We start from the raw sequence: 22,224 nt of genomic DNA on the forward strand, positions 1-22,224 counted from the left end.
AAACAATAGCTATAACTAATAGCTATAACTATTATAGCTAGAACTATGGTTTATCGTGCAGTTAAGCCCTCTTCAGCAACATCACATTCTGCAGAACTATTCTCTTCTACTGCTTCATGCGCAACAGCTTCACTCATCTTTTTTTTAGGAAATCGTCTCTTCTGTTGAAATCGATTATGGAGATTGTTCGCTATAATCATACCACAGACAATCACTACGCCGAGTAACTCCACTACTTCGATTGTGTGTCCTTGGAACATCCGAATAATGATTGTTGTTACAGGCGCAAAGTTAATAAAGAGTACCGCATTGATCGGTGTTAAGATCTGCACCCCTTTATTCCAGCCAATGAGCGCAAAGAGCCCGGGGAGGAAGATCATAAAGAGAAGTTCATACTTAACAGAGTAGATCTCCGGCAATGTGGGCGGTGTGATTGTGCCAAAGATTGTGCCGATCATCACCACGATAAAGGTAGTTGCCATTCCATAGATGATTGAGAGTGTGGAGTAACGCAACACCGACCATTTTGGAAGGCGGGAGCCACCGATTGTATAGAGCGCCCAGCCTAATGCCGCTAAGAAGAGCAAAAAGAGGGGGAGGAGACGATCACCACTAAAGAGTGTTGAGAAATCACCATTAGTGACAACTAGCGTGACGCCGAAGAAAGCGATAATGATCGTTCCAAGTGTGAAGTTGCTCGGTCTTGAGCGATAGTAAGCCCAGATCACAATGGCAGAGATAATGGGAACGGCAGCTTCCATAATTGATGCGATTAGAACGCCGGGATCACCCAATTGATCTTGACCAATAAACATTAAGAGGTTATAGACGGTAAAGCCCATTGAGCCAAAGAACCAGATCATCAAGGTATGGCCCTCTGTTTTGAAAGCGGCAGCACCCTCTTTATAGTAGAGGATGATGGCTAAAATGAGTGCAACAGGAAGATAACGTAGCAATGTAAAGTAGTAAGGATTGATCACCTTAAAAATTTCGGCAGCAACAGGGAACATCGCACCCCAAGATGCGCTTGCGATGATCAGTAGTAATGCTCCATAAATTAGACTATGCCGACTTGCCATAATAATTCACCCCATTCCTTGTCAATTTTTCTTTAGAATCCTATTTTGGATTCCATTTTGATCGTTTACTGTTATTTCGATATTCGATATTCGATTTCATCAATTTTTATTATTATTTCGATTGCTCTATTTTTCTCACTCTCTAAAAGTATCGCTGATCTATTTGCGTGCGGTACTCTCCGTTCTATAGCAATGTGACTCAATTTAAACCGCTTTTCATATCTTGTAAAACGATTAATTATATTAGTTGCGATCATTTTTAGTGATAGATATAATATCTCCATCATTAAATTAGAGATAAATCAATTAAAAAGGAGGGGGGAGCGATGAATGGTCGTGATCTACGAATATTTACAAAAGTGGCAGAGTTAGGCTCTATTAGTCATGCGGCAAAAGAGCTCAACTATGTTCAATCGAATGTGAGTTCTCGAATTCAGAAGTTAGAAGAAGATCTCAATGTGACACTCTTCTTTCGCAGTAAGCAGGGAATGCAATTAACGCCGGAAGGGAAGGTGCTGATCGATATTGCTTATAAGATTATTGAGCTCTCTGACAAGATGATGCAACTGGCACGCTCAGGTGGAAAGCCGGTGGGTAAGTTAGAGATTGCCTCTGTTGAAACAGTGATTAAATTGCCATTGATCCTCTCTAAGTTTAATAAGAATTATCCAACCGTTGATCTTCGTTTAGCTACAGGTGTGACAACGGAGCTGCGAGATAAAGTACTCAACTATAAATTAGATGGGGCATTTGTTACTAAGAGTCGCTTTACAAGTCATCCGGAATTGCGTGAGATTGACGTATTTGAAGAGAAGTTAGTCTTGATTGCGGATCACCAAGCAGAGGATATTGAGACACTGCTCGAGATGCCGCTATTAAGTTTTAGTGATGGATGTGGTTATCGTGCGAAATTACAAGAATGGTTAAAGACCATTCATTTTGAACCCACAAAGAATATGGAGCTTGGTACATTAGAGACGACCTTGGGTAGTGTGATCTCCGGCTTAGGCATTGCTTATGTCCCTTATTCTGCGGTGCAACATTATGAGCGACAAGGGCTTATTTTCTGTCATGAGCTGCCGGCACAATATAGTGAGATTACAACTACCTTTATCTATCGCGTCACAGAGGAGATCAGTCCGGTATTGCAAGCTTTTGTAGAGACAATCGAGCTAGCAAAAGATGATGCCATCTCTCCTTTTTTCCGGTTTAAGTAAGTTCTAACTCATCTTCAGTTATTTGAGTTGAATGATTGAGTTAAATGATTTTAAGTAGAGGAGAAGTGATGGAAGCGATAGTGATTGTCGTTGTGATACTGGTGGCTTTTAGTGCATTACGTTTTGTCTTAGGATTTGTTAGCAAGATCGCATCGGTCTTTATTAAATTAGTGATGCGTCTTGTGATGATCTTAATCTTTCTTGGGATTGTCCTTTGGGTTTTAGATTATTATCAGATCTGGAGTATTAAAGATGCAAAAAAGATGGCTGAAGAGCAAGCAGAACGGTTTGATCTTCCCAAATTGCCCGATTTTAAAGGAAAGCTGCAATAAGCTTGCCGGCAGAAGATTTATAATAGATGGCTATCTGCCATTAGAATTATTATTTGTTGAAAGTTGAGAAAGTTGAGATCTTGATCGTATGATGAGCTATCTATTGATCAAGATCTCTTTTTTTATACCCATCGGCCCATTGGCCTTTTTTGATCTACTTGGATCTATTCTGTGCGATAGACCTCTTTTCCACCGACATAGGTCTTTAAGACTTTTGTATTACCGATCGCTTCTGGTGGATGATTGAGAGGATTTCGATCAAGAATAATATAATCTGCAAATTTCCCTGGTTCTAAAGAGCCGATATAGCGATCAGCATCAAGCATATAGGCTGCTTCAATAGTGGCTGAACGTAAAACCTCAGTTAAGGTTAGATCTCTATCGGTATTGAGCCTTGGATTATCATCCCCATCACCCCGTCTTGTGACGGCAACTTTAAAAGCAAACCACTCATCGAGAGGATCGATCGGCCAATCGCTGCCAAAAGCAACTCGAACACCGGCATCATAAAACTTACCGGCCGTCTCTAGATATTGGAATCGCTCCTCTCCTAAGATCTCCATCATCTCATCGGCAAAAACTTGTGGGTAGTCAGCCCATTGAAATGAGAGGCAAGGAATCGCCCCAAGTGCTCTAAAACGCTCATACTGATGGGGGGAGGTCAACTCATTATGGGCAAGGCTTGGGCGAATATCCGCTTTTACTTGAGCGCGCATCTTTTCAATTGCATTGAGGGTCGCTTCAATCGCCCCATCGCCAACAGTATGCATATGGGGATGAAATCCATGTTGGCTCACTTCGGTAATAAGTGCTGTTAATAGCTCATCTGAGTAGTAGAGATCCCCAGTCTGTTCTGATAAACGATATTCTGGCGCACTCTTTGTCCCATAATTGATACGGTAAGGGGAGAGGAGTGCTGCCGTATGGATCGGTGCTTGCATAACGCCATCGACAAAAAATTTGGCATGTTGAATAAAAATTCCTGGTGACACTTCCCATGATGCATCACTATATTTTTTTGCAAATGCCGCCATCTCTTCTACCGCATGGGGAACATCGGCAACAGTTGGGGAATCATCGGGGGTAATCTCACGCGCGCCTAAGAGGCGAAGGGTTAATTTACCTGCCTCTTTAACTGCAGTAAAAGCATCAAATTGAAGGGGCAGTGCGCGGGCATCCATCACCGTTGTTACGCCTTGACGATTAAGGAGTTGCTGGACATTCTCCGCAACTTGGATAGCCGCCGTGGCATCGAGTGTTGGAATTGAATCATAAGCACGCATTGCCGGCGCATCTTCCATGATTCCATTAAGCATCCCATCAGAATAGCGACGAATCGTACCATCTTTGGGCGTCGGAGTAGATTCATCAATACCGAAGAGCTCTAATGCTCGGCTATTTGCAACTAAGGTATGGCAATCATTGGCAAAGAGAATAACGGGGCGTACGGTATCGAGCTGATCAAGATCACGGCGAGTAATATCATATCCTAATGGGAGAACGGCATGGCGAAGATAGGCCCGGACAGGGAGCCAATCCCGATCCCCTTTCTGTGTATCTCGGTCGAGATAATCTTGAATAAATTTTAGAGTCTCTTCTACCGAGAGTGATTGATAATCTAAATTACAGCCGGAGAGCTGTAGTCCACCCCAGAAAGGATGAAGGTGGGAGTCGATAATTCCCGGCATTAACATCTTGCCGGCAAGATCGATCTGCTCTGTTTCTGTACTGATATATGGTTTGAGCAAATCTAAAGTCCCTGTAGCAAGTACTTTGCCATCCTTGAAAGCGATTGCTTCGGTGATCTGATGTGCTGCATCTGCTGTAAAGATTGCGCCGTTGTAGTAGATTTTATCTGCGAATTGAGCCATATCGTCTCCCTATTGTTGATCTATTAAGTTGACCTGTTAAGTTCTACTCTATTAGTTATGAGGTTATGCGTCATGATCATTGGTTTCATTATTATTGGTTGATGATGAATTGATTGATGATGACACTATTGTTTTGAGAAATTATTAATCCCTATTGGGAGATCAGCTCCTTGAGGAGAAGGATCAACTTTTCAGGATTCTCTTCGGGCAGAAGATGATCAGCATCGATCTCTCCTCCTTTAACTGTTTTAGATAGAGTTGTACTCTCTTCATTGAGTGCCGTAAAGGCAGCTTGAGAGCTCAGTTGAAAGATCGCACGTGAATTTTTCCCCCAAAGAATGGTGATGGGAACCCTCTCATTGAGTGTTTGTAACATCTCTGCGGTAAAGGGGAGAGGATCTTTTTGGGTTAAGAGCTTATTGAGGGTATGTCGATTCTCCTCTTTAATCTCTTGAATATGCTTCGATTGTTCTTTGAGAGTGAAGGGCGCATTTTTACAGGCGGCTATAAAGTGATCGATTGCCTGCATCTCCTCATTTCGACGAAAAGCACGAATGATAGGGCTCATCATCTTAGCGATATCCCGGGTAAATTGTTGATGTTTCTCTTCAGAGATCCCATAACTAGGGATAATGAGTTCATAGAGAATTAGCTCTGAGAAGAGTGAGTGGTTTTGTGATCGATCTTTGTCCGCCGCTAAGAGCGCAACATGACAGGCATAAGACCATGCTATAACAATATATTTCCGCTGAGGTTTTCCCTCTTGCTTATTGAGCGCTTGGCAAAAGGCGACAACCTCTGCGGCATGGCGATCGGTATCAAATAGTATCTCCCCTTCAGCACTCCCCGGCTCGATCTTCCCAAAGCCTGAGAGGGTTAATGCATAACAATCATATTGTGGGAAGGCAGAAAGGAAGGGAAGCCATGTGCGAGCATCTCCTAATATCCCATGAAGAAAGAGAAGTGCCGGCGTCTCATCGCTCTTGACTCCCTGTTGATGGCTTTGACATTGAAGATAGGAGAGGGATAGATGCTGATGATGTTGAGCATCTTGACTATCTTGACTATCTTGATTGCCTTGAGGATCGATCTCAATTGTTAAGGTCTTAGCATTAATCATTTCGGTTTCTCTTTGAGGTATGAATGTTTGAGATATTGAGGTTTCTGTTAACTTCTCGTCCATCTTCCTTCCACCTTATCCTGTTGTAGAGGGCGGGTTGTTGCTTATTATTTTTCATATAGATTCACTCAGATTTCATGGAGAGCGCTCACTACTGCTCAACAAACTCTGAAAAATCTTCCCGGTTGAGGAGGTCCACTAAGGCTGATGTCAGCTCTCTGAGCTCCTCTTTATTGGTAATAAAGGGGGGCATAATATAGACCAGGCGGTTGAAGGGGCGAATCCAAACGCCGCGATCGACAAAATATTTCTGAATACGAGCTTGATTGACGGGACGTTTTAACTCGACAACGCCTATTGCGCCTAAAACACGGACATCTTCAATATGGGGATTCTCTCTCAATGGATTTAAGAGCTCCTCTTTGAGCTGCTTCTCAATACGGGAGACATTCTCTTGCCAATGACCTCCTTCTAGCAGTGAGAGGCTCGCATTCGCTGCGGCACAGGCTAAGGGATTACCCATAAAGGTGGGGCCATGCATAAAGCATTTTGCCTCGCCTTGACTAATTGTCTCGGCAACATGGCGTGTTGTTAAAACTGCAGAGAGTGTTAAGTATCCACCGGTTAATGCTTTTCCAAGACAGAGGATATCGGGAACGACGCCGGCATGTTCACCTGCTAAGAATCGTCCCGTACGACCAAATCCTGTAGCAATTTCATCAAATATCAGAAGAACGCCACTCTTATCACAGAGCTCTCGAAGGACTTTAAGATAATTGGGATGGTAGAAGCGCATGCCCCCGGCACCTTGAACAATCGGTTCGGCAATCACGGCAAAGAGCTCATGATGATGTTTTGCAAAGAGCTCTCGCAAATTATCGGCTGCGGAATCATCCCAAGGCTCATCAAAACCGATGGTGAAGGTATCTGCAAAGAGGTGGTTTGGGAGATAATCACCATAGATAGAGTGCATCGAGTTTTGTGGATCGCAAACAGACATCGCACCAAAGGTATCTCCATGGTAAGCATGAGAGAGTGAGAGAACGCGATGACGTGGTTTTTCAGCTCTTCCTTCACGCTTTGCGGCTAAACTCTCTTTGGCTTGCCAATATTGAAAGGCCATCTTAAGCGCAACTTCAACAGCAACTGAGCCAGAATCTGCAAGAAAGACACACTCTAACGCCGATGGTGTCAATTCGATCAATTTTTTAACAAGGTCCACCGCAGGTTGATGGGTAATGCCACCAAACATCACATGAGAGACCTTCTCCAGTTGTGCTTTAATGGCTTCATTCATCACAGGATGGTTGTAGCCATGAAGTACCGCCCACCAAGAAGACATCCCATCGATAAGCTCCCTTCCATCTTCCAGGCGTAATTTGACCCCTTCTGCCGAAGTAACCGGATAGCAAGGAAGTGGCTCACTCATTGAGGTATAAGGGTGCCAGATATGTTGGGTATCAAATGTTAAATCGATAGAATCAAAACACGTATCGTGACCTTGTAAGGATTTTTTCTCTTGTTTCATCTTCTTCTCTTTAGGTTGATGGTTTGTGCTGCGATAAATTATCCACTTATCATCCACTTATCATCCATCTGTTATCTATTTTATTATCCACTTACTTTCCATGATCAATCTCTGTAAAGAGTGGTGTATTGCTGATAGAGCGGAGAGCTAAATGAGATTTACAGCTCAAGTGATAGAGCTCTATGGTACTATAAATAAGATTTTTGATAACACTTTTAGGGTTCAATCTCACCTGAAGAGCATCGTAGGTTAATGAAGGGATCCCATAAGATCCCCTAAGGGTTCATTTAGAGGTTCATTAGAACTTATAAGGGGTATAAGAGGTTATAGGGATAATAACCTATCAAGATGTTATCAATATGTTTTTCAAGATAATATATTTTAGGAATCGATAGGAATCGCCATTGATAAACCTTAGCAATGATTGCTAGAGCGTTTTCTCAATGGCTTTTATGGTTATGTGGAAAGAAAGAATTAGAAAAGCGCTCGAGCAACAACGACTCGATGATCGTTATCGGCAGAGAGTTGTCTGTCATGCACAGGGAAGCAGCATCAATATTGAAGTTGAAGAGGCAACATATCTCAACTTCTCTTCTAATGATTATCTTGGTTTAGCTCACCATCCTCAATTAGTTCTTGCCGCAGCTTATGGTGCAGAACATTATGGTGTGGGAAGTGGTGGTTCGCCCCATGTAACAGGATTTAGTCGCCCACTTGCGCTATTGGAAGAGCGATTGGCAGATTGGTTGGGGTATGAAGCAGCGATTGTCTATCCTTCTGGATTTACAGCTAATCAGGCAGTGATCAAGGTGCTGATTGAGAAAGGGGATCTCATTATTGCTGATCGACTCTCTCATGCATCACTTATGGAGGCCGCTATCTTATCTCCTGGACGATTGCATCGCTTCAAGCATAATGATCTGCAATCATTAGAGAGTTATCTCGAACGTTATAGTGTTTCTTCGTTTAATCCTTTATCTGACGCTTCATCTCTTGATACTTCCTCTTTACCAACACCACTTAAAACGCCACTTAAACTAGTCGTTACAGAAGGGCTCTTTAGTATGGATGGTGATGGCGCTCCTCTTAGTGAGATAGCGAAGGTAGCGGCTAATTATGGAGCACTTTTAATGGTGGATGATGCACATGGGATTGGCATTATGGGTGATGAAGGGAGAGGAAGTTGTGATCAAGCCGGCATTAAGCCAGATATTCTTATTGTCACTTTTGGAAAAGCCTTTGGTTGCAGTGGTGCGGCGGTCCTTCTCTCTGATGAGCTTGCTGAGTATTTTACTCAATTCTCTCGCCCATTAATCTATAGTACGGCGATTCCACCTATGCAGGCAGAGATCTTAAATGAGGCGATTACCCTTATTCGCTCTGATGAAGGGGAGAAGCGTCGACAGAAGCTTGCGGCGAATATTGCCTATTTCCGTACTCGCATGGGAGATATGCTTGCCACTTTGAAAGAGAGATTTAGTCGTGATTTTACGCTATCTCCCGGGATTAATGAATTTAATATGCTCCCTTTTCCTTGCCTTATACCCTCCGAGAGTGCTATTCAGCCATTAGTGATCGGAGAGGATTCAGTGGCATTGAAATTATCAAGACTATTGAAGAATCATGGGATCTGGGTTTCGGCGATTCGGCCACCGACCGTTCCCCCTAAAAGTGCGCGTCTCCGTATTACTATTACCGCAGAACATCAACAATCGATGATCGATTATCTTATTGATCAATTAGAAGAGTCGCTCATTATCCTTTTAACTCAACAGAACGATGAAGCGGTGGGTGTGCTAGATGTGTAGTTTGATAGATCGTGTAGCAAAGCCTGAGGTGCAGAAAAAATTTGGCACCTATGCGGCACAATATGATTCTGTTGCCGTTGTTCAACGGGAAATTGCAGATCGCTTAATGACTCGATACCTATTGCCGGCACTTCTTCCTTTAAGTGATAAGAAAAGTGGTAAGAGCGGTAATAGGGAAGATAAGGTGAGGGAGTCTTCTCATCCCATCAAAATTTTGGATGCCGGTGCCGGAACAGGCTATCTCGGGCGCGCACTGAGGGGCGCATTGGTCACTGCTCCTATCGTGAATTCAAATAGTATCGCAAATAGTATCGAGGGAGCTATAGATAAGGATCAATCACCTATTACCGATCTGTCTTCGGCAAAAGCGCTGTTGAATCATCAAATAGAATTGACCGCTTTCGATCTTGCGCCAGAGATGCTATCGATGACAAAGGCGCAAGGGGGCTATCAGGCATTTGTTGAAGGGGATATTGAGCAGATCGGGAAGACTTTTTCGGCTGCCTCTTTCGATTTTACAATGAGTAGCCTTGCGGTGCAGTGGTGCCATAGTCTTCAGCAGGCATTGATCGAATTACAAGAAGTGACTCAACAAAGACTCTTTGTGACAACACTGCTCGATGGCACATTGCAAGAATTAGAGAATGCTTTTAAGACCGTTGATGATCAACAACATATTCTCCCTTTTGTCTCTTTTGAAGAGGCGAACCATATCGTGACGCAATTGGGCGGAGAGTTGATTCATTATGAGAAGGTGATGTACTTTCCAACTTTAAAGGCGCTCTTTAAGAGTTTACGTTCAATAGGGGCATCGGCATTGCCGGCGCGTCGAAAGGGGTTGATGGGACGAAATGATTTTTTAAAGATCGATCACTATTTTCAGCAACTCGGCGCTTATCAATTAACTTATCATGTGGCTGAAATTATCTTGCCAGGCAGTAGTGATAGAGATTAGGCTGAGATTAGGAAAAGAAGTTAGGCGAAGAAATTTAAGTTGTAGCAGCGTTAATATCGATAATCACAATATCGATGATCGATATAGAAGATCAATATGGAAGATCAATAGAAGAAGGGAGATAAAATGGCGCAAGAGAAACAAGCAGAGAATCATCAACAATGGTTTATCACCGGCACCGATACTGAGATTGGTAAAACCTATGTAACAACGCTTTTACTAAAAGCACTTAATCGGCAAGGCGCAAAGGCAAATGGTTATAAGCCGGTCGCCTCTGGTGCAGCAGAGACCCCGATAGGTATTAAAAATCCTGATGCTTACTCATTACTTAAGGCCTCCTATTGTGATCTCGATTATGAGCATGTTAATCCTTACTTCTTTCTTGAAGAGGAGGCACCCCATATTTTGGCCGAAAAAGGGGGAAGAACAATCGAATTTGCGGTGATGAATCGTGGTTTAAAATATCTCGAGAGTCAAGGAGAGATCACCTTAGTCGAAGGGGCTGGAGGCTGGTATACACCCTTGAGCTTCAAGCGTAGCTATAGCGATTGGGTTATTGAGAATCGACTCCCTGTAATTGTTGTTGTGGGTTTAAAGCTCGGTGTGATCAATCATGCGCGTCTAACCTTTGATGCCATTGAGGCTGCTGGTTTAGAGATTACCGGCTGGATTGCAAATCATCTCTCTGATTCTCCCTCATTACCTAACTATATTGCCGGCATTCAAGCATTTACCGATATTCCCATGATTGGGGAAATTCCCTATCAAGCCGCAGCAGATCCGGCATTGATGGAGAAGGTAGATCAATATTTCGATCTCGATCCATTACTGAGGGGAGTAGCGTGATAGGGCAATCAATAGAGTAGTGAACATATCTTTAAAAGATATTTAAAGAGGATTGATAGTGTTGATTTTATTGCTCTTTTTTTAAAAACTACTTGCATGCTTAATTGATTCCACATACTTTAGATAGTTCTCTTGATAACGCTCTCTTTCACTCGCCATAGGGCCGGGAGGCTCATCTCTGGATGAAAAAGGGCGTTTAATAAAGGAGACTGACAGCGTTGATGGAATTGATATTGATAGGGTTGATGGGGTTGATAGGCGCAGCGGTCGATCGCTACTCATCGATCGCTACTCATTAAAGGAAATGATATCGGTAGTTATGCGTGGAGGTTACGGAGTATTAATTATCAATTGTCAATCAGCGGTTATTAGGCACAATGAATAGAATAATAGAGTCCATTTGATGATGAGAGTAGGGGAGATATTAAGAATGACAAAGCAAACAGAAAAAGAACAACAAGTATTCACATTAGGATTTACCAGTAAAATTCTCAATAGTGATAAAAATCATCCCGATATTCACCGATCAATGAATACCCCTATCTATCGAAGTGCTGCTTATGGATTTCCAAATGCTGAAGCGATTGCTGCTGCTTTCCAAAATCGGGAGCATACCCCTTCACATACCTATTCTCGCATCAGTAATCCTACGGTTGAGGCGTTAGAGAATAAGATTAAAGCGATCTCCGGGGCGAGAGATGTCATGATGCTCAGTAGTGGCATGGCGGCAATTTCTAATACCTTTATGGCACTCGCTTATGCCGGCAGTAATATTGTCACCTCTCCCCATCTCTTTGGGAATAGCTTCTCCTTTTTCCAATTTACTTTGGCGGAGTTTGGAGTTGAGGTTCGTTTTGTCAATACAGATTCTCCGGCCGAGATTGAAGCTGCGATCGATGAGAATACCGTAGCATTTTTTTGTGAGCTTGTGACCAATCCCCACCTTGAAATTGCCGATTTAACCAAGATAAAACCTCTATTAGTCCGTAAAAAGGTTCCCTTAATTGTCGATACGACCGTTGTTCCTTGGTGTGATTTTGATGCAAGAGCATGGGGGATTGATATTGAGGTTGTTTCAACGACAAAATATATCTCAGGAGGGGCAACTAGTGTTGGGGGTGCAATTCTCGATTATGGAACCTTTGATTGGTCAGCAAATAGAAGATTAGCCAAAGTGACAAATCCCGCGCCATTTAGCCCTTTTATGTTTAAAATTAAGCGAGAGATCGCTCGTAATTTTGGGGCATGTTTAGATGCAGATAGCGCTTATGCCCAAATTATGGGATTAGAGACGCTCAAATTACGTTATCAGGCGATGGGGGAGAGCGCTTATCAATTAGCACAGTTTTTAGAGCAGGAGGCGCAGGTTAAAGCGGTCAATTATCCTAAACTCCCATCATCTTCTTATAAAGCTTTGAGTGATCAATTCTTTAAAAATTATCCCGGTGCGATGTTAACCTTCAATCTTGCCTCAAAAGAGGCCTGTTTCCAGCTGATGGATGCCTTAAAAATAATCCGTAGAGCTACCAATCTTTTTGATAATCGCACATTGATTATCCATCCGGAATCGACCATTTACGGTACCTTTTCTCCGGAATTGAAAAAGTTGATGGGAATTGATGAGACGCTACTTCGTCTCTCTGTGGGGCTAGAAGAGTTAGAAGATCTTAAAGAAGATCTTCTTTCTGCGCTCGTAAAACTCTCTTTATAGATCGGTTATCTCATACCGATTACCTCATGCCGATTATTTCATATCGACTACTTCATGAGCTCATGACGAACCGCATAGACAGCCGCTTCAACGCGGCTCGATACGGAGAATTTCTTTAAGATATTTTGGACGTGAACCTTTACGGTACTCTCTGATATATGGAGCGCACGGGCAATCTCTTTATTGCTATCCCCTTTAACGAGGTAGGCTAAAATCTCCTCTTCACGGGGGGTTAGTGTCGCTAGGAGAGAGTGCTTATCGCTCTCTTCTTGTGGTGTTAAAATTTGAGTTACTAGATCGATAAAGGCTTGTCGATCGACACTTCTGCTTAAGGTGTAGTAACGCTCAATCGGTGCTAGTTGGTGGCGGATCTTCTCTGAAAGTATCTGCTCATGAGCTGCATCTGTGGTGCTATTTTTCTGTGGAGTTCCGATAGAGAATCTCTTTGTCACACCTTCTACCCAGAGAATAATCACCATATCAGGCGATCGAGCGGTAAGATTTTCAAATAACTGTCGCTCTTTTGCACTATTGAGATAGTGTGCATCGATTAAGAGTAGATCAATCTCAAACATGGTAGCAGGAAGAGAGGTTAAGGATTCAGCCACGACTATCGATGGGCTATTGATCTCTATCTCATTTCTTAAAAGAAAGTCGATTCGTTCGCGAAAGAGACGATTAGGGTCGATTAGAACAATATTGGGGTTTTGAATGGCTACACTTGTTTTCATAATAATTTATGGTTCCTATCTATCATTATCTCTATCTAACTTTATTCTCTATTTTTCTAGTTAATTGATCAGCGGTCTCTGACTGTTAACTGCGACTCTGCTAGATCTCTCTTTGTGGTTTAGATTCTTCCTATCCTATCTCTTTTTCAATTCAATATTTATCTTTATTCCATTTTTGAATATTTATCTGTCATGATTATGCTGGCATCGGTATAAAAGTCGGTACAAAATATGATTGATTTTATACCTGATATTCTTAGATCGACAGTGATAGATATAGGCGAATTAGATAATTTTTACAGTTATTTATGGGTATATAAATTACAGATCGCACCATTATAACCGATTATTCCCAATCTATAACAGCCTTATTGGACCGTTATCTATCTATAGGGGATTAGGGGGAGAGATGATATTATAATGACTTGTATGATATCTCGTACTACATTTTGTACTATATCGAGTTAGATTGAAAAGGAAGGTTTTATATGAGAGCAGTTTCTGCCCGTAATCAGCTTCGTGGTAAGGTAAGCGCTATTATCGAAGGAAGTGTCAATAATGAGGTGATTATCACTTTAGATAATGGTGATGAGATCGTTACTGTTATCACTAAACAGAGTTGTGAAACTTTGGGAATTGTCCCTGGTAAAGTGGTAATCTCCGTGATCAAAGCACCTTGGGTTGTTTTAGCACAAGCAGATGGCAATCTTCGTTTTTCTGCACGTAATCAGTTCTTAGGACGCGTTGAGAAGTGTGTGAAAGGCGCGGTTAATAGTACTGTCCACTTTGTCACAGAGAAGGGACTTGGTTTAACAGCAGTGATTACCAATGAGAGCTTCGATGAGATGGAGATTAAAGAGGGCGTAAAGGTTATCGGCCTTATTAAAGCATCTAGCATTATTGTTGCGACAGAGAAAGAGGATTAAGTAATATAAAGCGAATATAAAACAGTAGAGATAGAGGGGAGAAAGATTCTAAAAAAGTAAAGAGATTGTGTATAATCTTTTATTGCTTCAATCTTTACATATTAATATTAGAGAGCATTAGCGGTTTAGGTGCTATTTTCGACACTAATGATCAGTAAGAGATAGCGTGTTACTACTATTTTATTCGACCAAATAATTGAATCGAATTATATTGAGTTAATAAGGAATCAGAGATGAGAAAGCTTTTATTAGGTGCTGCGGTTCTCTTTGTTTTAGCGGCATGTTCATCAAAAGGGATTACGCCTATGAGCCAATTAGATACAAAAATTGCAACAGTTCCAGAATTGCAACATCATGATTATCAATTGGTATCTGTGAATGGCAAAGCCTTCGAAGCAGGTAAAAATGAAGCGGCGCCAACAATTGCATTTAGCCAAGATATGCGTGTAACAGGAACAATGTGTAATAACTTCTTTGGTCAAGCAACGCTCTCTAATCGTGGTATTTTACGTGCTCAAGGTGTAGGGATGACCCGTATGCTCTGCACAGATCCTCTTCTTAATCAACTCGATGGCGACATTGCCCAGCTCTTAGAAAATGGTGCTGAAGCGGTTGTTTCTGCGGATGGTCAATTCTTAAGATTATCAAATACAACGACTCAATTAGAGTTTAAACTGGTTGATAAAGTTAAATAGTTATCGTTTCTAGTTTATGCTGGAAAAGTTAAGTTAATGGAGAGGTGATCTATAATAATAGATCACCTTTTTCATCAATGAAGGAGTAGATATGAAATCACATTGGAATGAGCGTTTCTCTCAAGAAGCTTATCTCTATGGAAAGGCACCGAATCAATTTATTCGTGAGATCAATCAGAAGATCCATCTTAAAGGGGATATTTTAGCGATCGCAGAGGGAGAGGGAAGAAATGCTCTCTATATCGCTAAAGAGGCTGTTGCCGCCGAAGAGCCGATCAAAATTGAGGTGTGGGATTATTCTGATGTGGCACTAGAGAAGATCAATCAACGCAAGGAGGATCTTCCTATTGAGACAAGAGAGGTAGATTTAACAGAAGTGATTTGGCCGGAAAATCGTTATGATGCGGCGATCTGTGTTTATGGACACTTTGCTAAAGAGATGCAAGAAAAGGTCTTCCAAGGCTTACGTCAAAGCGTTAAATCTGGTGGGTGGATTGTTGGGGAAGTCTATTCAGAAGAGCAGATTCCTTATCAATCTGGAGGCCCGCGAAATCAAGATTATCTCTACTCTCCATCGCTCTTTACAAGGCTCTTTTCAGAGGATTTTATTCGCCATCTCTATGTCGGAGAGGTTATGCGTGAAGAGGGAGCATTACATCGAGGCATCTGCCACGTTATCCAATTTGCGATTCAGCTGCGCAAAGCGTAATAAAAAAAGAGGAGCAAATTTAATATTGCTCCTCTCTCTATATTCTCCTCTTTACTTAATAACTATCGATAGCAGTGAATTGATCACTGCTCTTTTATGTTTTTTAAAGAAGGAAGAAGTAAGCATAGATTGTTAAGATCCCCACACAGCAGAGGTTGAGGATACCGCCGGCGAACATCATATCGCGCTGTCTTAAGTGACCGGTACCAAAAACAATGGCATTTGGAGGAGTTGCAATCGGCAGCATAAAGGCACATGAAGCACCTAAGCCGATCATCAATACTAATACCTCTTCAGGCATTCCCATCTCTGCAGCTACCGCGGCAAATACCGGTACTAAAAGTGCAGCTGATGCGGTATTACTGGTGAATTCAGTAAGGATAATAATAAAGATCACAACAATAAAGATGACCACTAAAGGATGTGAGCGGCCAAAGAGATCAGCAACCGTATTACCTAAGATCTCTGAAGCGCCTGAGCTTCCTAATACAGCACTTAAGGTTAATCCACCGCCAAAGAGGAAGAGAACTCCCCAATCTGTATTTTCAGAAACCTCTTGCCATGAAGCTAAGCCTAAAACCACTACTGCAATAGCACAGGTGATTGCAACATATGTATCAGGAGAGCTGATCCCGAGATGCTTTTGAATATAGGAGCCGCTAATCCATGCAATTGCTGTGACGATAAAGAGTACTGTGGCAATAATACGGGGAAGGGTCCAAGGAATCACCTCATCTGTGACATTGATTCGCATATTGAGCTTTGGCTTAAAGATGATGTAGAGCACAATAAACATCACTGGCATTAAGATAACCATCATAGGAATTCCTACTAGGAACCAATCATCAAAACTATAGTTGAGTGCTTTTGCTGCGATCGCATTAGGAGGCGATCCCACCAATGTTCCAAGACCACCGATACTTGCGGAGTAGGCAATTCCGAGCAAGATAAAGATAAAAGTTCCGCGTTCTTTAGAGAAATCGAGATTACTCATAATCCCAAGTGCAAGTGGAAGCATCATTGCCGCCGTTGCCGTATTACTAATCCACATCGATAAGCCGGCAGTGACAAAGAAGAGAGAGAAGACGGTGACTCCAAGATGTCCTTTTGAGAGACGAATCATAAAGAGGGCGATCTTTCTATCAATTTTTTGCATATGAAGTGCAGTTGCTAGGGCGAATCCTCCAAAGAAGAGGAAGATGATAGGATCTGCAAAACTCGTTAATGAGCTTTTTAAAGTGATCGACTCCGGCACCCCTAATAGAACTGCAGACAGTGGCACTAGTAGTGCTGTGATCGTGGTATGAACAATCTCTGTTAGCCAGAGAGCACCGATAAAAAAGAGAATCACAAGCCCTTTATTGGCTTGCTCTGTAAAGGGAAGAAAGCGATAGATGACAGCACAAATAGCTACTATAATCGCGATTCCCACGACAGATTTAATCACCTTTGCTAGATTGAAACGAGATAGCTCCTCAGCTAGCAAGTCTGGGTTTTGTGCGGAACTTGCCACAGTATACTCCTTTAATATTAATAAATAATAGGTATAAAAATAGTCACACCTTACTGATCATTCTATTGAAATAGATATTGTTATTGCTTTAAGCATCGATCTTTATAGTGGATCGTGATCACGATTGCAAACATCTATCTAATAATTTGCCAGAAACTTGCGAAGTATCTATGAGATGTTGTGCAATTTTAGCGTGGCTTTATTAGTTTTATGGCAGAGAGATCACCTCCTTTATGCTCCTTTATGATAAGGTACGAAGCTTATCTTTCGCCTCAATATCTCTGCTATGTTTGACATTAGTAATAGGTAAAAGAATTATCGCGAATTATCATATATATATCTGTAATAAATTGTTATAATCTACGAATATTTTTATATATCTTTCATATTCGATTTATATGTGATTTATACGTAGTTTATATGTGATTTGTATGTGATCTGTATGCACGCTATGTGCATTTTATCTACATTTTTATAACAGCTGTACTCTTAGGGAGTTTTACAAAATGGAAAGAGCAATTAAGAATTGGTGGATGTGGGTCTTGATGGGGATTCTCTACATCATTATGAGTGGTTATCTATTTATCAGCCCCTTAACAAGTTTTATTGTCTTATCACAATTTATGGTAGCGTTCTTCTTTGTAACGGGGATCTTTGAAGTGATCTACTCACTGACCAATAGACATGTAGAAGGTTGGGTTTTCAATCTTATTATGGGGATTTTACAGGTCTTTATCGGAGCCTATCTCATTAAACATGCCAATGAAGGCCTACCAGAGATGATGATGATCTTCCTCTTTATGTTCTGGTTAATCTTTTACGGTATCTCTGCAATTACCTTCTCATTTAGTCTTAAGAGAATGGGAGTTGCTAGCTGGTGGTTAACATTAGTTATTGGTATTTTAGGGCTTCTTTTAGGGCTCTCAATGTCTTACTCACCACTTAATAGTATCGAGATTATTACAACTTTGATTGGCGCATATGCCTTAGTTGCCGGGATCTATAGTCTCTACTTCGGTTTTGCGATTCGTCGTCATAGAGCGTAGTTTACAGAGTAATCTATCTAATAATGATCCATCTAATAGTGATCTCACAGTGAACTTACAGTGATATTAAGAGATAGTTATCAAGATGGTTATTTAGATAGTTATTTAGATAGATATTAAAAAAATCGTTAGGAAGAGCCTCTAATCTATAAGAGGCTCTTTTTTTTTAGCAAAAGAAAGGGTATAGTACCTAAAGAAGTTTTAAATTTATCTTTGGGGCAGGGTGAGAGAATTTCTCGATTCCCGACCGGCGGTGATAGTCCGCGAGCGTAAGCTGATATTGGTGCAATTCCAAAACCGACAGTATAGTCTGGATGGTAAAAGATAAATGATTTGTTAAAGTAACATTTTATATTGAGTTGTATCTCGGTTGAGATTATTTTAATCGGTTATTTCAGTGTTCATCTTTCATGATGAGAGATAGCAGAAAGAGTTGAAATAAGCGTATGATCTTCTCCATGCTCTTAGAAAGTATTATGTAATAGAGAGCAATAGAATAGAGAGTAATAGAGAACTTGATCTTTCTGATACTATCGTAAGATCCTCTAGGAGATAATCAGCTCTCACAGCTGATAAGATCTATCATCTTAAGCCGTTTTAGCTAAGAGATCTTCTCAACGACTATGACTTGTTGTTATCGATATCGTCTATTAGAGATTATGCGATAGGTATCGATATAAGAGACTTTAACAGACATCTATCCCGAATCGTTAAAAGCCCCAAGCAGATTGCAAGGGGCTTTTTTAATGCAGAAATCAGAGCAGAGATCAGATCAGACATTGGTCGAAAGAGATCAGACGCAATATCAGGCTTCAGGCGAAGCGTTAGAGCAAGAGCCTGAGCAGAATGTCGATCAGAGTTTAAGTCAAAATGAGGTTGATCGTACCTATCTTTTAGAAGCGGTTAAGCTTGCAAAGCTTGGTTATGGTGCAGTCTCACCTAACCCCTATGTCGGGGCATTACTGGTCAAAGAGGGCGAGATCATCGGCCGCGGTTATCATCAATACGCCGGAGGCGCTCACGCAGAAGTGAATGCTGTGCAAGATGCGCTTGATCATGGCTATCAACTCGCAGGAGCAACACTCTATGTCACACTAGAGCCTTGCTGCTTTAGAGGGAAGACGGGCGCTTGTACCGATCTTATTTTAAAGAGTGGGATTCAACGAGTTGTCACGGCGATGGAAGATCCTAATCCCGCTGTTGCCGGTAAAGGGCATCGAATTTTACAGGATGCCGGCATTGAGGTCGTTACCAATCTTCTTGCTGATCAGGGAGAGAGACTCATTGAAATTTTTAGCCACAATCAGCGTTATAAAAAGAGTTTTGTTACCCTGAAAGCAGCTTTAAGCCTCGATGGTAAATTAGCGACAAAGTCTCGTGATTCACAATGGATTACTGGTGAGGCTGCTCGTAAACGAGCACACTATTATCGGGGGTTACATGATCTTATTCTTATTGGTAAAGGGACGCTGCTAGCGGATAACCCATCGCTGACTGTCCGTTACGGATATGAAACTAAAGCGCCGACACGTCTATTGATGCTTAATAATTTTGTGGGCATTACTGAAGAGATCATCACCCAATATCACTTCTTTAATATTAATTTAGCCCCTTCGCTGATTCTCTATGATGTTGGGAATCCTCCTAGCCACTCATTAGAAGCGCTATTAAAAGCAAAAGGGGTTGAAGTAGTGCCTCTTGCCGAGATCACCCCTCAATCCATTTTAGAATATACCTTTAATGCCGGCTTTATGAGCCTCTTTATTGAGGGTGGCGCCGGCATTTATGATGCCTTTATCAGCGCCGATTGTGTTGATCAATATCTTCTCTTTTATGGGCCTAAACTGATTGGAAACCCAAAAGCTTTAGAGTTGTGGCAATCGAGCAGTATCGAGCAATTAAGCGATGCACCACTTGTAACAATTGAATCAGTTGAACTACTTGAAGAATCATTTTTAACTGTCGCAAGAAGGAGACGTTAGATGTTTACAGGAATTATTGAAGAGCGTGGAAAAATCATCGCAATGAATCATCATCACAATATCTCTAGATTCACCTTCAGTGCAAAAGTGGTTTTAGGGGATGTTAAATTGGGCGATAGCATCGCCGTAAATGGCGTCTGTCTAACGGTGACAGAGTTTGGGGATGATTATTTCAAAGCAGACTTGATGCCGGAGACGCTCAAGCGGACAGGATTTGATCAATATCAGGTGGGAACCCTTGTCAATTTAGAGCGCGCCCTTCGAATGGGCGATCGCTTAGGAGGGCACATGGTGAGCGGCCATATCGATGGTGAGGCAAAGCTCTTAAGAGTGGATGATCTTGGTGATATTCGCGAGCTCACTTTTGAATTGAAGGATTCCCATGAAGGACTGATTATCCCGAAAGGCTCTATTGCAATCGATGGGATCAGCTTAACGATTATCTCTGTGACAGATCGCTCCTTCAAAGTAGGAATTATCCCTCACACATTTGAGAATACCAATTTAGAGAAATTGAAGCTTGGAGGCAGAGTCAATATTGAGTTCGATATGATCGGTAAATATATTAAGGCACAACAACAAGAGCGTAAAAGCCTGCAATATGAACAACTCTCCAATTGGGGTTATTAAAAATTTGAACATCATATTTTTGTTTTATACACCTTTAGAACACCTTTAGAAAATTAGGTAGGAAACCAGATGGCAACAATATTTCAAGAAGTAGGTTCTGTCGCAAAAGTGAGAGAAGCAATTGAATTTATGAAGAAAGGGGGGATGATCATTGTCACCGATGATGCCTCTCGTGAGAATGAGGGGGATCTCATTATGCCCGCAGAGACCGTAACTCCCGAAGATACTAACTTTATGATTCGCCATGCCGGCGGATTGATCTGTGCGCCGATTTCACAAGCATATGCAGATCGTTTAGCACTCACCCCTATGGTGGTGGATAATCGTGACCCTTATAAAACGGCATTTACTGTTTCGATCGATCTAGCGACAACCCATACTGGAATCTCAGCCTTTGAGAGAACAGAGACGCTCAACGCGTTAGCAGATGAGAGTAAAACCGGCGCTGACTTTAATCGTCCAGGCCATATCTTCCCCTTAATTGCGAAAGCAGGTGGTGTGTTAGAGCGTCGTGGTCATACTGAAGCTGCTGTTGATATTGTGACTTTAGCTGGTTTTAAACCCGCCGCTGTTATTTGTGAAATTTTAAAAGAGGATGGGGAGATGGCTCGCGAGAGTGATCTTATTCCATATGCTAAAGAGCATGGCTTACCGATTATCTCGATTCAAGATATCGTCAATTATCGCTTGATGCTAGAAGATGAATCTCTTCTGATGCCGTTGAGTGAAGCGACATTACCCACGGAGTATGGCACATTTAAGATCTACTCCTTTCCTAATAAGAATGGGGGAGAGCCTCATATGGCGCTCTGTTCAGCTGTTCTAGAGCATCAAACAGAGAAGACTCACCAGGAAGCAACGGTACGAATCCATTCTGAATGTTTAACGGGAGATGTTTTTTCATCACTCAAATGTGATTGTCATGCGCAATTAGCTTTTGGATTAGAAGAGACCGCAAAAGCGGAGAATGGCATTCTTCTCTATCTGCGCCAAGAGGGAAGAGGAATCGGAATTGTTGAAAAGCTTAAAGCATATAAGCTACAAGAAGAGGGATATGACACAATTGCCGCAAACCAGCTCTTAGGTCATGGTGCTGATGAACGTACCTATGATGAAGCAGCAGCGATTTTAAAGTTTTTTGGTGTTAAAAAGGTCAATCTTCTCACTAATAACCCCGATAAAATTGCTGCGCTTAAAACCGCAGGAATAGAGGTTAAAGAAGGGGGGACGCCTCGATTTGAGACTGCAGAAAATAGCGATTATTTAGATGTTAAGCGAGATCATATGGGGCATAAAGGGCTTACGCGTCAATTACGTTAATTAATATCATAAGCTCATCTCTTGAGTATATTACCTTGAGTAAAGAGTATCGTGCTTTAGTGGGATTAGAGAGCTAGATATTAATAACTATCGATAATAACTATAGATTAAGTGTGATAGCTCAAGAGCTAGAGATTAAAATTCGTTTTGAGAAGTTAGACATTAAAAGCTAGAAGTTAAAAGTTAGAAATTTGAGATTCAATAT

20 protein-coding genes and 1 riboswitch are annotated in these 22,224 nt (G+C 41.7%); of the genes, 13 read left to right on the forward strand and 7 right to left on the reverse strand.

Annotation, left to right across the window (positions count from 1 at the left end; all coding sequences use genetic code 11):
• Positions 1-50 precede the first annotated feature (50 nt).
• Positions 51-1,079, reverse strand: coding sequence for a DMT family transporter (locus DC082_RS01265; RefSeq protein ID WP_109235409.1), 1,029 nt, complete (start codon positions 1,077-1,079; stop codon positions 51-53).
• Between the two features lie 326 nt (positions 1,080-1,405).
• Between DC082_RS01265 and DC082_RS01275 the strand changes: the two genes are divergently transcribed.
• Together DC082_RS01275 and DC082_RS01280 are read left to right on the forward strand one after the other, a co-directional pair.
• Complete coding sequence (locus DC082_RS01275; RefSeq protein WP_109235411.1) at positions 1,406-2,296, forward strand: LysR family transcriptional regulator; 891 nt, start codon at positions 1,406-1,408, stop codon at positions 2,294-2,296.
• A 68-nt stretch (positions 2,297-2,364) separates the two neighbouring features.
• On the forward strand, positions 2,365-2,628 hold the full coding sequence (locus DC082_RS01280; RefSeq protein ID WP_109235412.1) for a hypothetical protein: 264 nt from the start codon (positions 2,365-2,367) through the stop codon (positions 2,626-2,628).
• A gap of 164 nt (positions 2,629-2,792) precedes the next feature.
• Here DC082_RS01280 and DC082_RS01285 read toward each other — a convergent pair whose 3' ends face one another.
• The 3 genes from DC082_RS01285 to bioA all read right to left on the reverse strand — a co-directional run bounded on the left by DC082_RS01285 (position 2,793) and on the right by bioA (position 7,147).
• Positions 2,793-4,499, reverse strand: a complete 1,707-nt coding sequence (locus DC082_RS01285; RefSeq protein ID WP_109235413.1) for an amidohydrolase — start codon at positions 4,497-4,499, stop codon at positions 2,793-2,795.
• Between the two features lie 151 nt (positions 4,500-4,650).
• The gene (locus DC082_RS01290) at positions 4,651-5,619 is read right to left on the reverse strand and encodes an alpha/beta fold hydrolase (RefSeq protein WP_157957381.1); all 969 of its coding nucleotides are present in this window, start codon (positions 5,617-5,619) and stop codon (positions 4,651-4,653) included.
• A gap of 151 nt (positions 5,620-5,770) precedes the next feature.
• Complete coding sequence (gene bioA / locus DC082_RS01295) at positions 5,771-7,147, reverse strand: adenosylmethionine--8-amino-7-oxononanoate transaminase (protein WP_109235415.1); 1,377 nt, start codon at positions 7,145-7,147, stop codon at positions 5,771-5,773.
• 443 nt (positions 7,148-7,590) lie between these two features.
• Between bioA and DC082_RS01300 the strand changes: the two genes are divergently transcribed.
• From DC082_RS01300 to bioD, 3 genes are all read left to right on the forward strand, one after another.
• Positions 7,591-8,955: an aminotransferase class I/II-fold pyridoxal phosphate-dependent enzyme gene (locus tag DC082_RS01300; protein ID WP_229821522.1), complete on the forward strand. Its 1,365-nt coding sequence runs from the start codon at positions 7,591-7,593 to the stop codon at positions 8,953-8,955.
• On the forward strand, positions 8,948-9,910 hold the full coding sequence (locus DC082_RS01305) for a methyltransferase domain-containing protein (protein WP_109235416.1): 963 nt from the start codon (positions 8,948-8,950) through the stop codon (positions 9,908-9,910). The genes DC082_RS01300 and DC082_RS01305 overlap by 8 nt, the downstream gene beginning before the upstream one ends.
• A 126-nt stretch (positions 9,911-10,036) precedes the next feature.
• Positions 10,037-10,756 carry a dethiobiotin synthase gene (gene bioD, locus DC082_RS01310; RefSeq protein WP_109235417.1) on the forward strand — a complete coding sequence of 240 codons (720 nt, stop codon included), beginning with the start codon at positions 10,037-10,039 and terminating at the stop codon, positions 10,754-10,756.
• Between the two features lie 81 nt (positions 10,757-10,837).
• Here the strand turns inward: bioD and DC082_RS10625 are convergent, their stop codons facing one another.
• Positions 10,838-11,038, reverse strand: a complete 201-nt coding sequence (locus tag DC082_RS10625) for a hypothetical protein (RefSeq protein ID WP_133243670.1) — start codon at positions 11,036-11,038, stop codon at positions 10,838-10,840.
• A 148-nt stretch (positions 11,039-11,186) separates the two neighbouring features.
• Here DC082_RS10625 and DC082_RS01315 point away from each other — a divergent pair, with 148 nt between their 5' ends.
• Complete coding sequence (locus tag DC082_RS01315; protein WP_109235418.1) at positions 11,187-12,467, forward strand: PLP-dependent transferase; 1,281 nt, start codon at positions 11,187-11,189, stop codon at positions 12,465-12,467.
• Between the two features lie 47 nt (positions 12,468-12,514).
• Here DC082_RS01315 and DC082_RS11055 read toward each other — a convergent pair whose 3' ends face one another.
• Entirely contained in the window at positions 12,515-13,198 is a 684-nt protein-coding gene (locus DC082_RS11055; protein ID WP_308429194.1) for a response regulator transcription factor, read from the reverse strand.
• A 488-nt stretch (positions 13,199-13,686) separates the two neighbouring features.
• On the opposite strand from DC082_RS11055, the gene DC082_RS01325 reads away from it, so the two are divergent.
• The 3 genes from DC082_RS01325 to DC082_RS01335 all read left to right on the forward strand — a co-directional run bounded on the left by DC082_RS01325 (position 13,687) and on the right by DC082_RS01335 (position 15,528).
• Positions 13,687-14,124 (forward strand): TOBE domain-containing protein, encoded by a 438-nt coding sequence (locus DC082_RS01325; RefSeq protein WP_109235419.1) that lies wholly within the window; start codon positions 13,687-13,689, stop codon positions 14,122-14,124.
• Between the two features lie 233 nt (positions 14,125-14,357).
• Positions 14,358-14,819, forward strand: coding sequence for an META domain-containing protein (locus DC082_RS01330; RefSeq protein ID WP_109235420.1), 462 nt, complete (start codon positions 14,358-14,360; stop codon positions 14,817-14,819).
• 91 nt (positions 14,820-14,910) lie between these two features.
• On the forward strand, positions 14,911-15,528 hold the full coding sequence (locus DC082_RS01335; protein ID WP_109235421.1) for a class I SAM-dependent methyltransferase: 618 nt from the start codon (positions 14,911-14,913) through the stop codon (positions 15,526-15,528).
• Positions 15,529-15,631: 103 nt separating this feature from the next.
• Here DC082_RS01335 and DC082_RS01340 read toward each other — a convergent pair whose 3' ends face one another.
• A complete protein-coding gene (locus DC082_RS01340; RefSeq protein ID WP_229821616.1) occupies positions 15,632-16,975 on the reverse strand; it encodes an SLC13 family permease in 1,344 nt (447 codons plus the stop codon).
• Positions 16,976-17,547: 572 nt separating this feature from the next.
• On the opposite strand from DC082_RS01340, the gene DC082_RS01345 reads away from it, so the two are divergent.
• The 4 genes from DC082_RS01345 to ribB all read left to right on the forward strand — a co-directional run bounded on the left by DC082_RS01345 (position 17,548) and on the right by ribB (position 22,019).
• Complete coding sequence (locus DC082_RS01345; RefSeq protein WP_109235422.1) at positions 17,548-18,087, forward strand: HdeD family acid-resistance protein; 540 nt, start codon at positions 17,548-17,550, stop codon at positions 18,085-18,087.
• 205 nt (positions 18,088-18,292) lie between these two features.
• Positions 18,293-18,417, forward strand: a riboswitch (FMN riboswitch).
• A 416-nt stretch (positions 18,418-18,833) separates the two neighbouring features.
• Entirely contained in the window at positions 18,834-20,069 is a 1,236-nt protein-coding gene (gene ribD / locus DC082_RS01350) for a bifunctional diaminohydroxyphosphoribosylaminopyrimidine deaminase/5-amino-6-(5-phosphoribosylamino)uracil reductase RibD (protein WP_109235423.1), read from the forward strand.
• Positions 20,070-20,699, forward strand: coding sequence for a riboflavin synthase (locus DC082_RS01355; protein ID WP_109235424.1), 630 nt, complete (start codon positions 20,070-20,072; stop codon positions 20,697-20,699).
• Positions 20,700-20,768: 69 nt separating this feature from the next.
• The gene (gene ribB, locus DC082_RS01360; RefSeq protein WP_109235425.1) at positions 20,769-22,019 is read left to right on the forward strand and encodes a 3,4-dihydroxy-2-butanone-4-phosphate synthase; all 1,251 of its coding nucleotides are present in this window, start codon (positions 20,769-20,771) and stop codon (positions 22,017-22,019) included.
• Positions 22,020-22,224 lie beyond the last annotated feature (205 nt).

The sequence above is a fragment of the Ignatzschineria indica genome, assembly GCF_003121925.1.
Lineage (GTDB): Bacteria > Pseudomonadota > Gammaproteobacteria > Cardiobacteriales > Wohlfahrtiimonadaceae > Ignatzschineria > Ignatzschineria indica.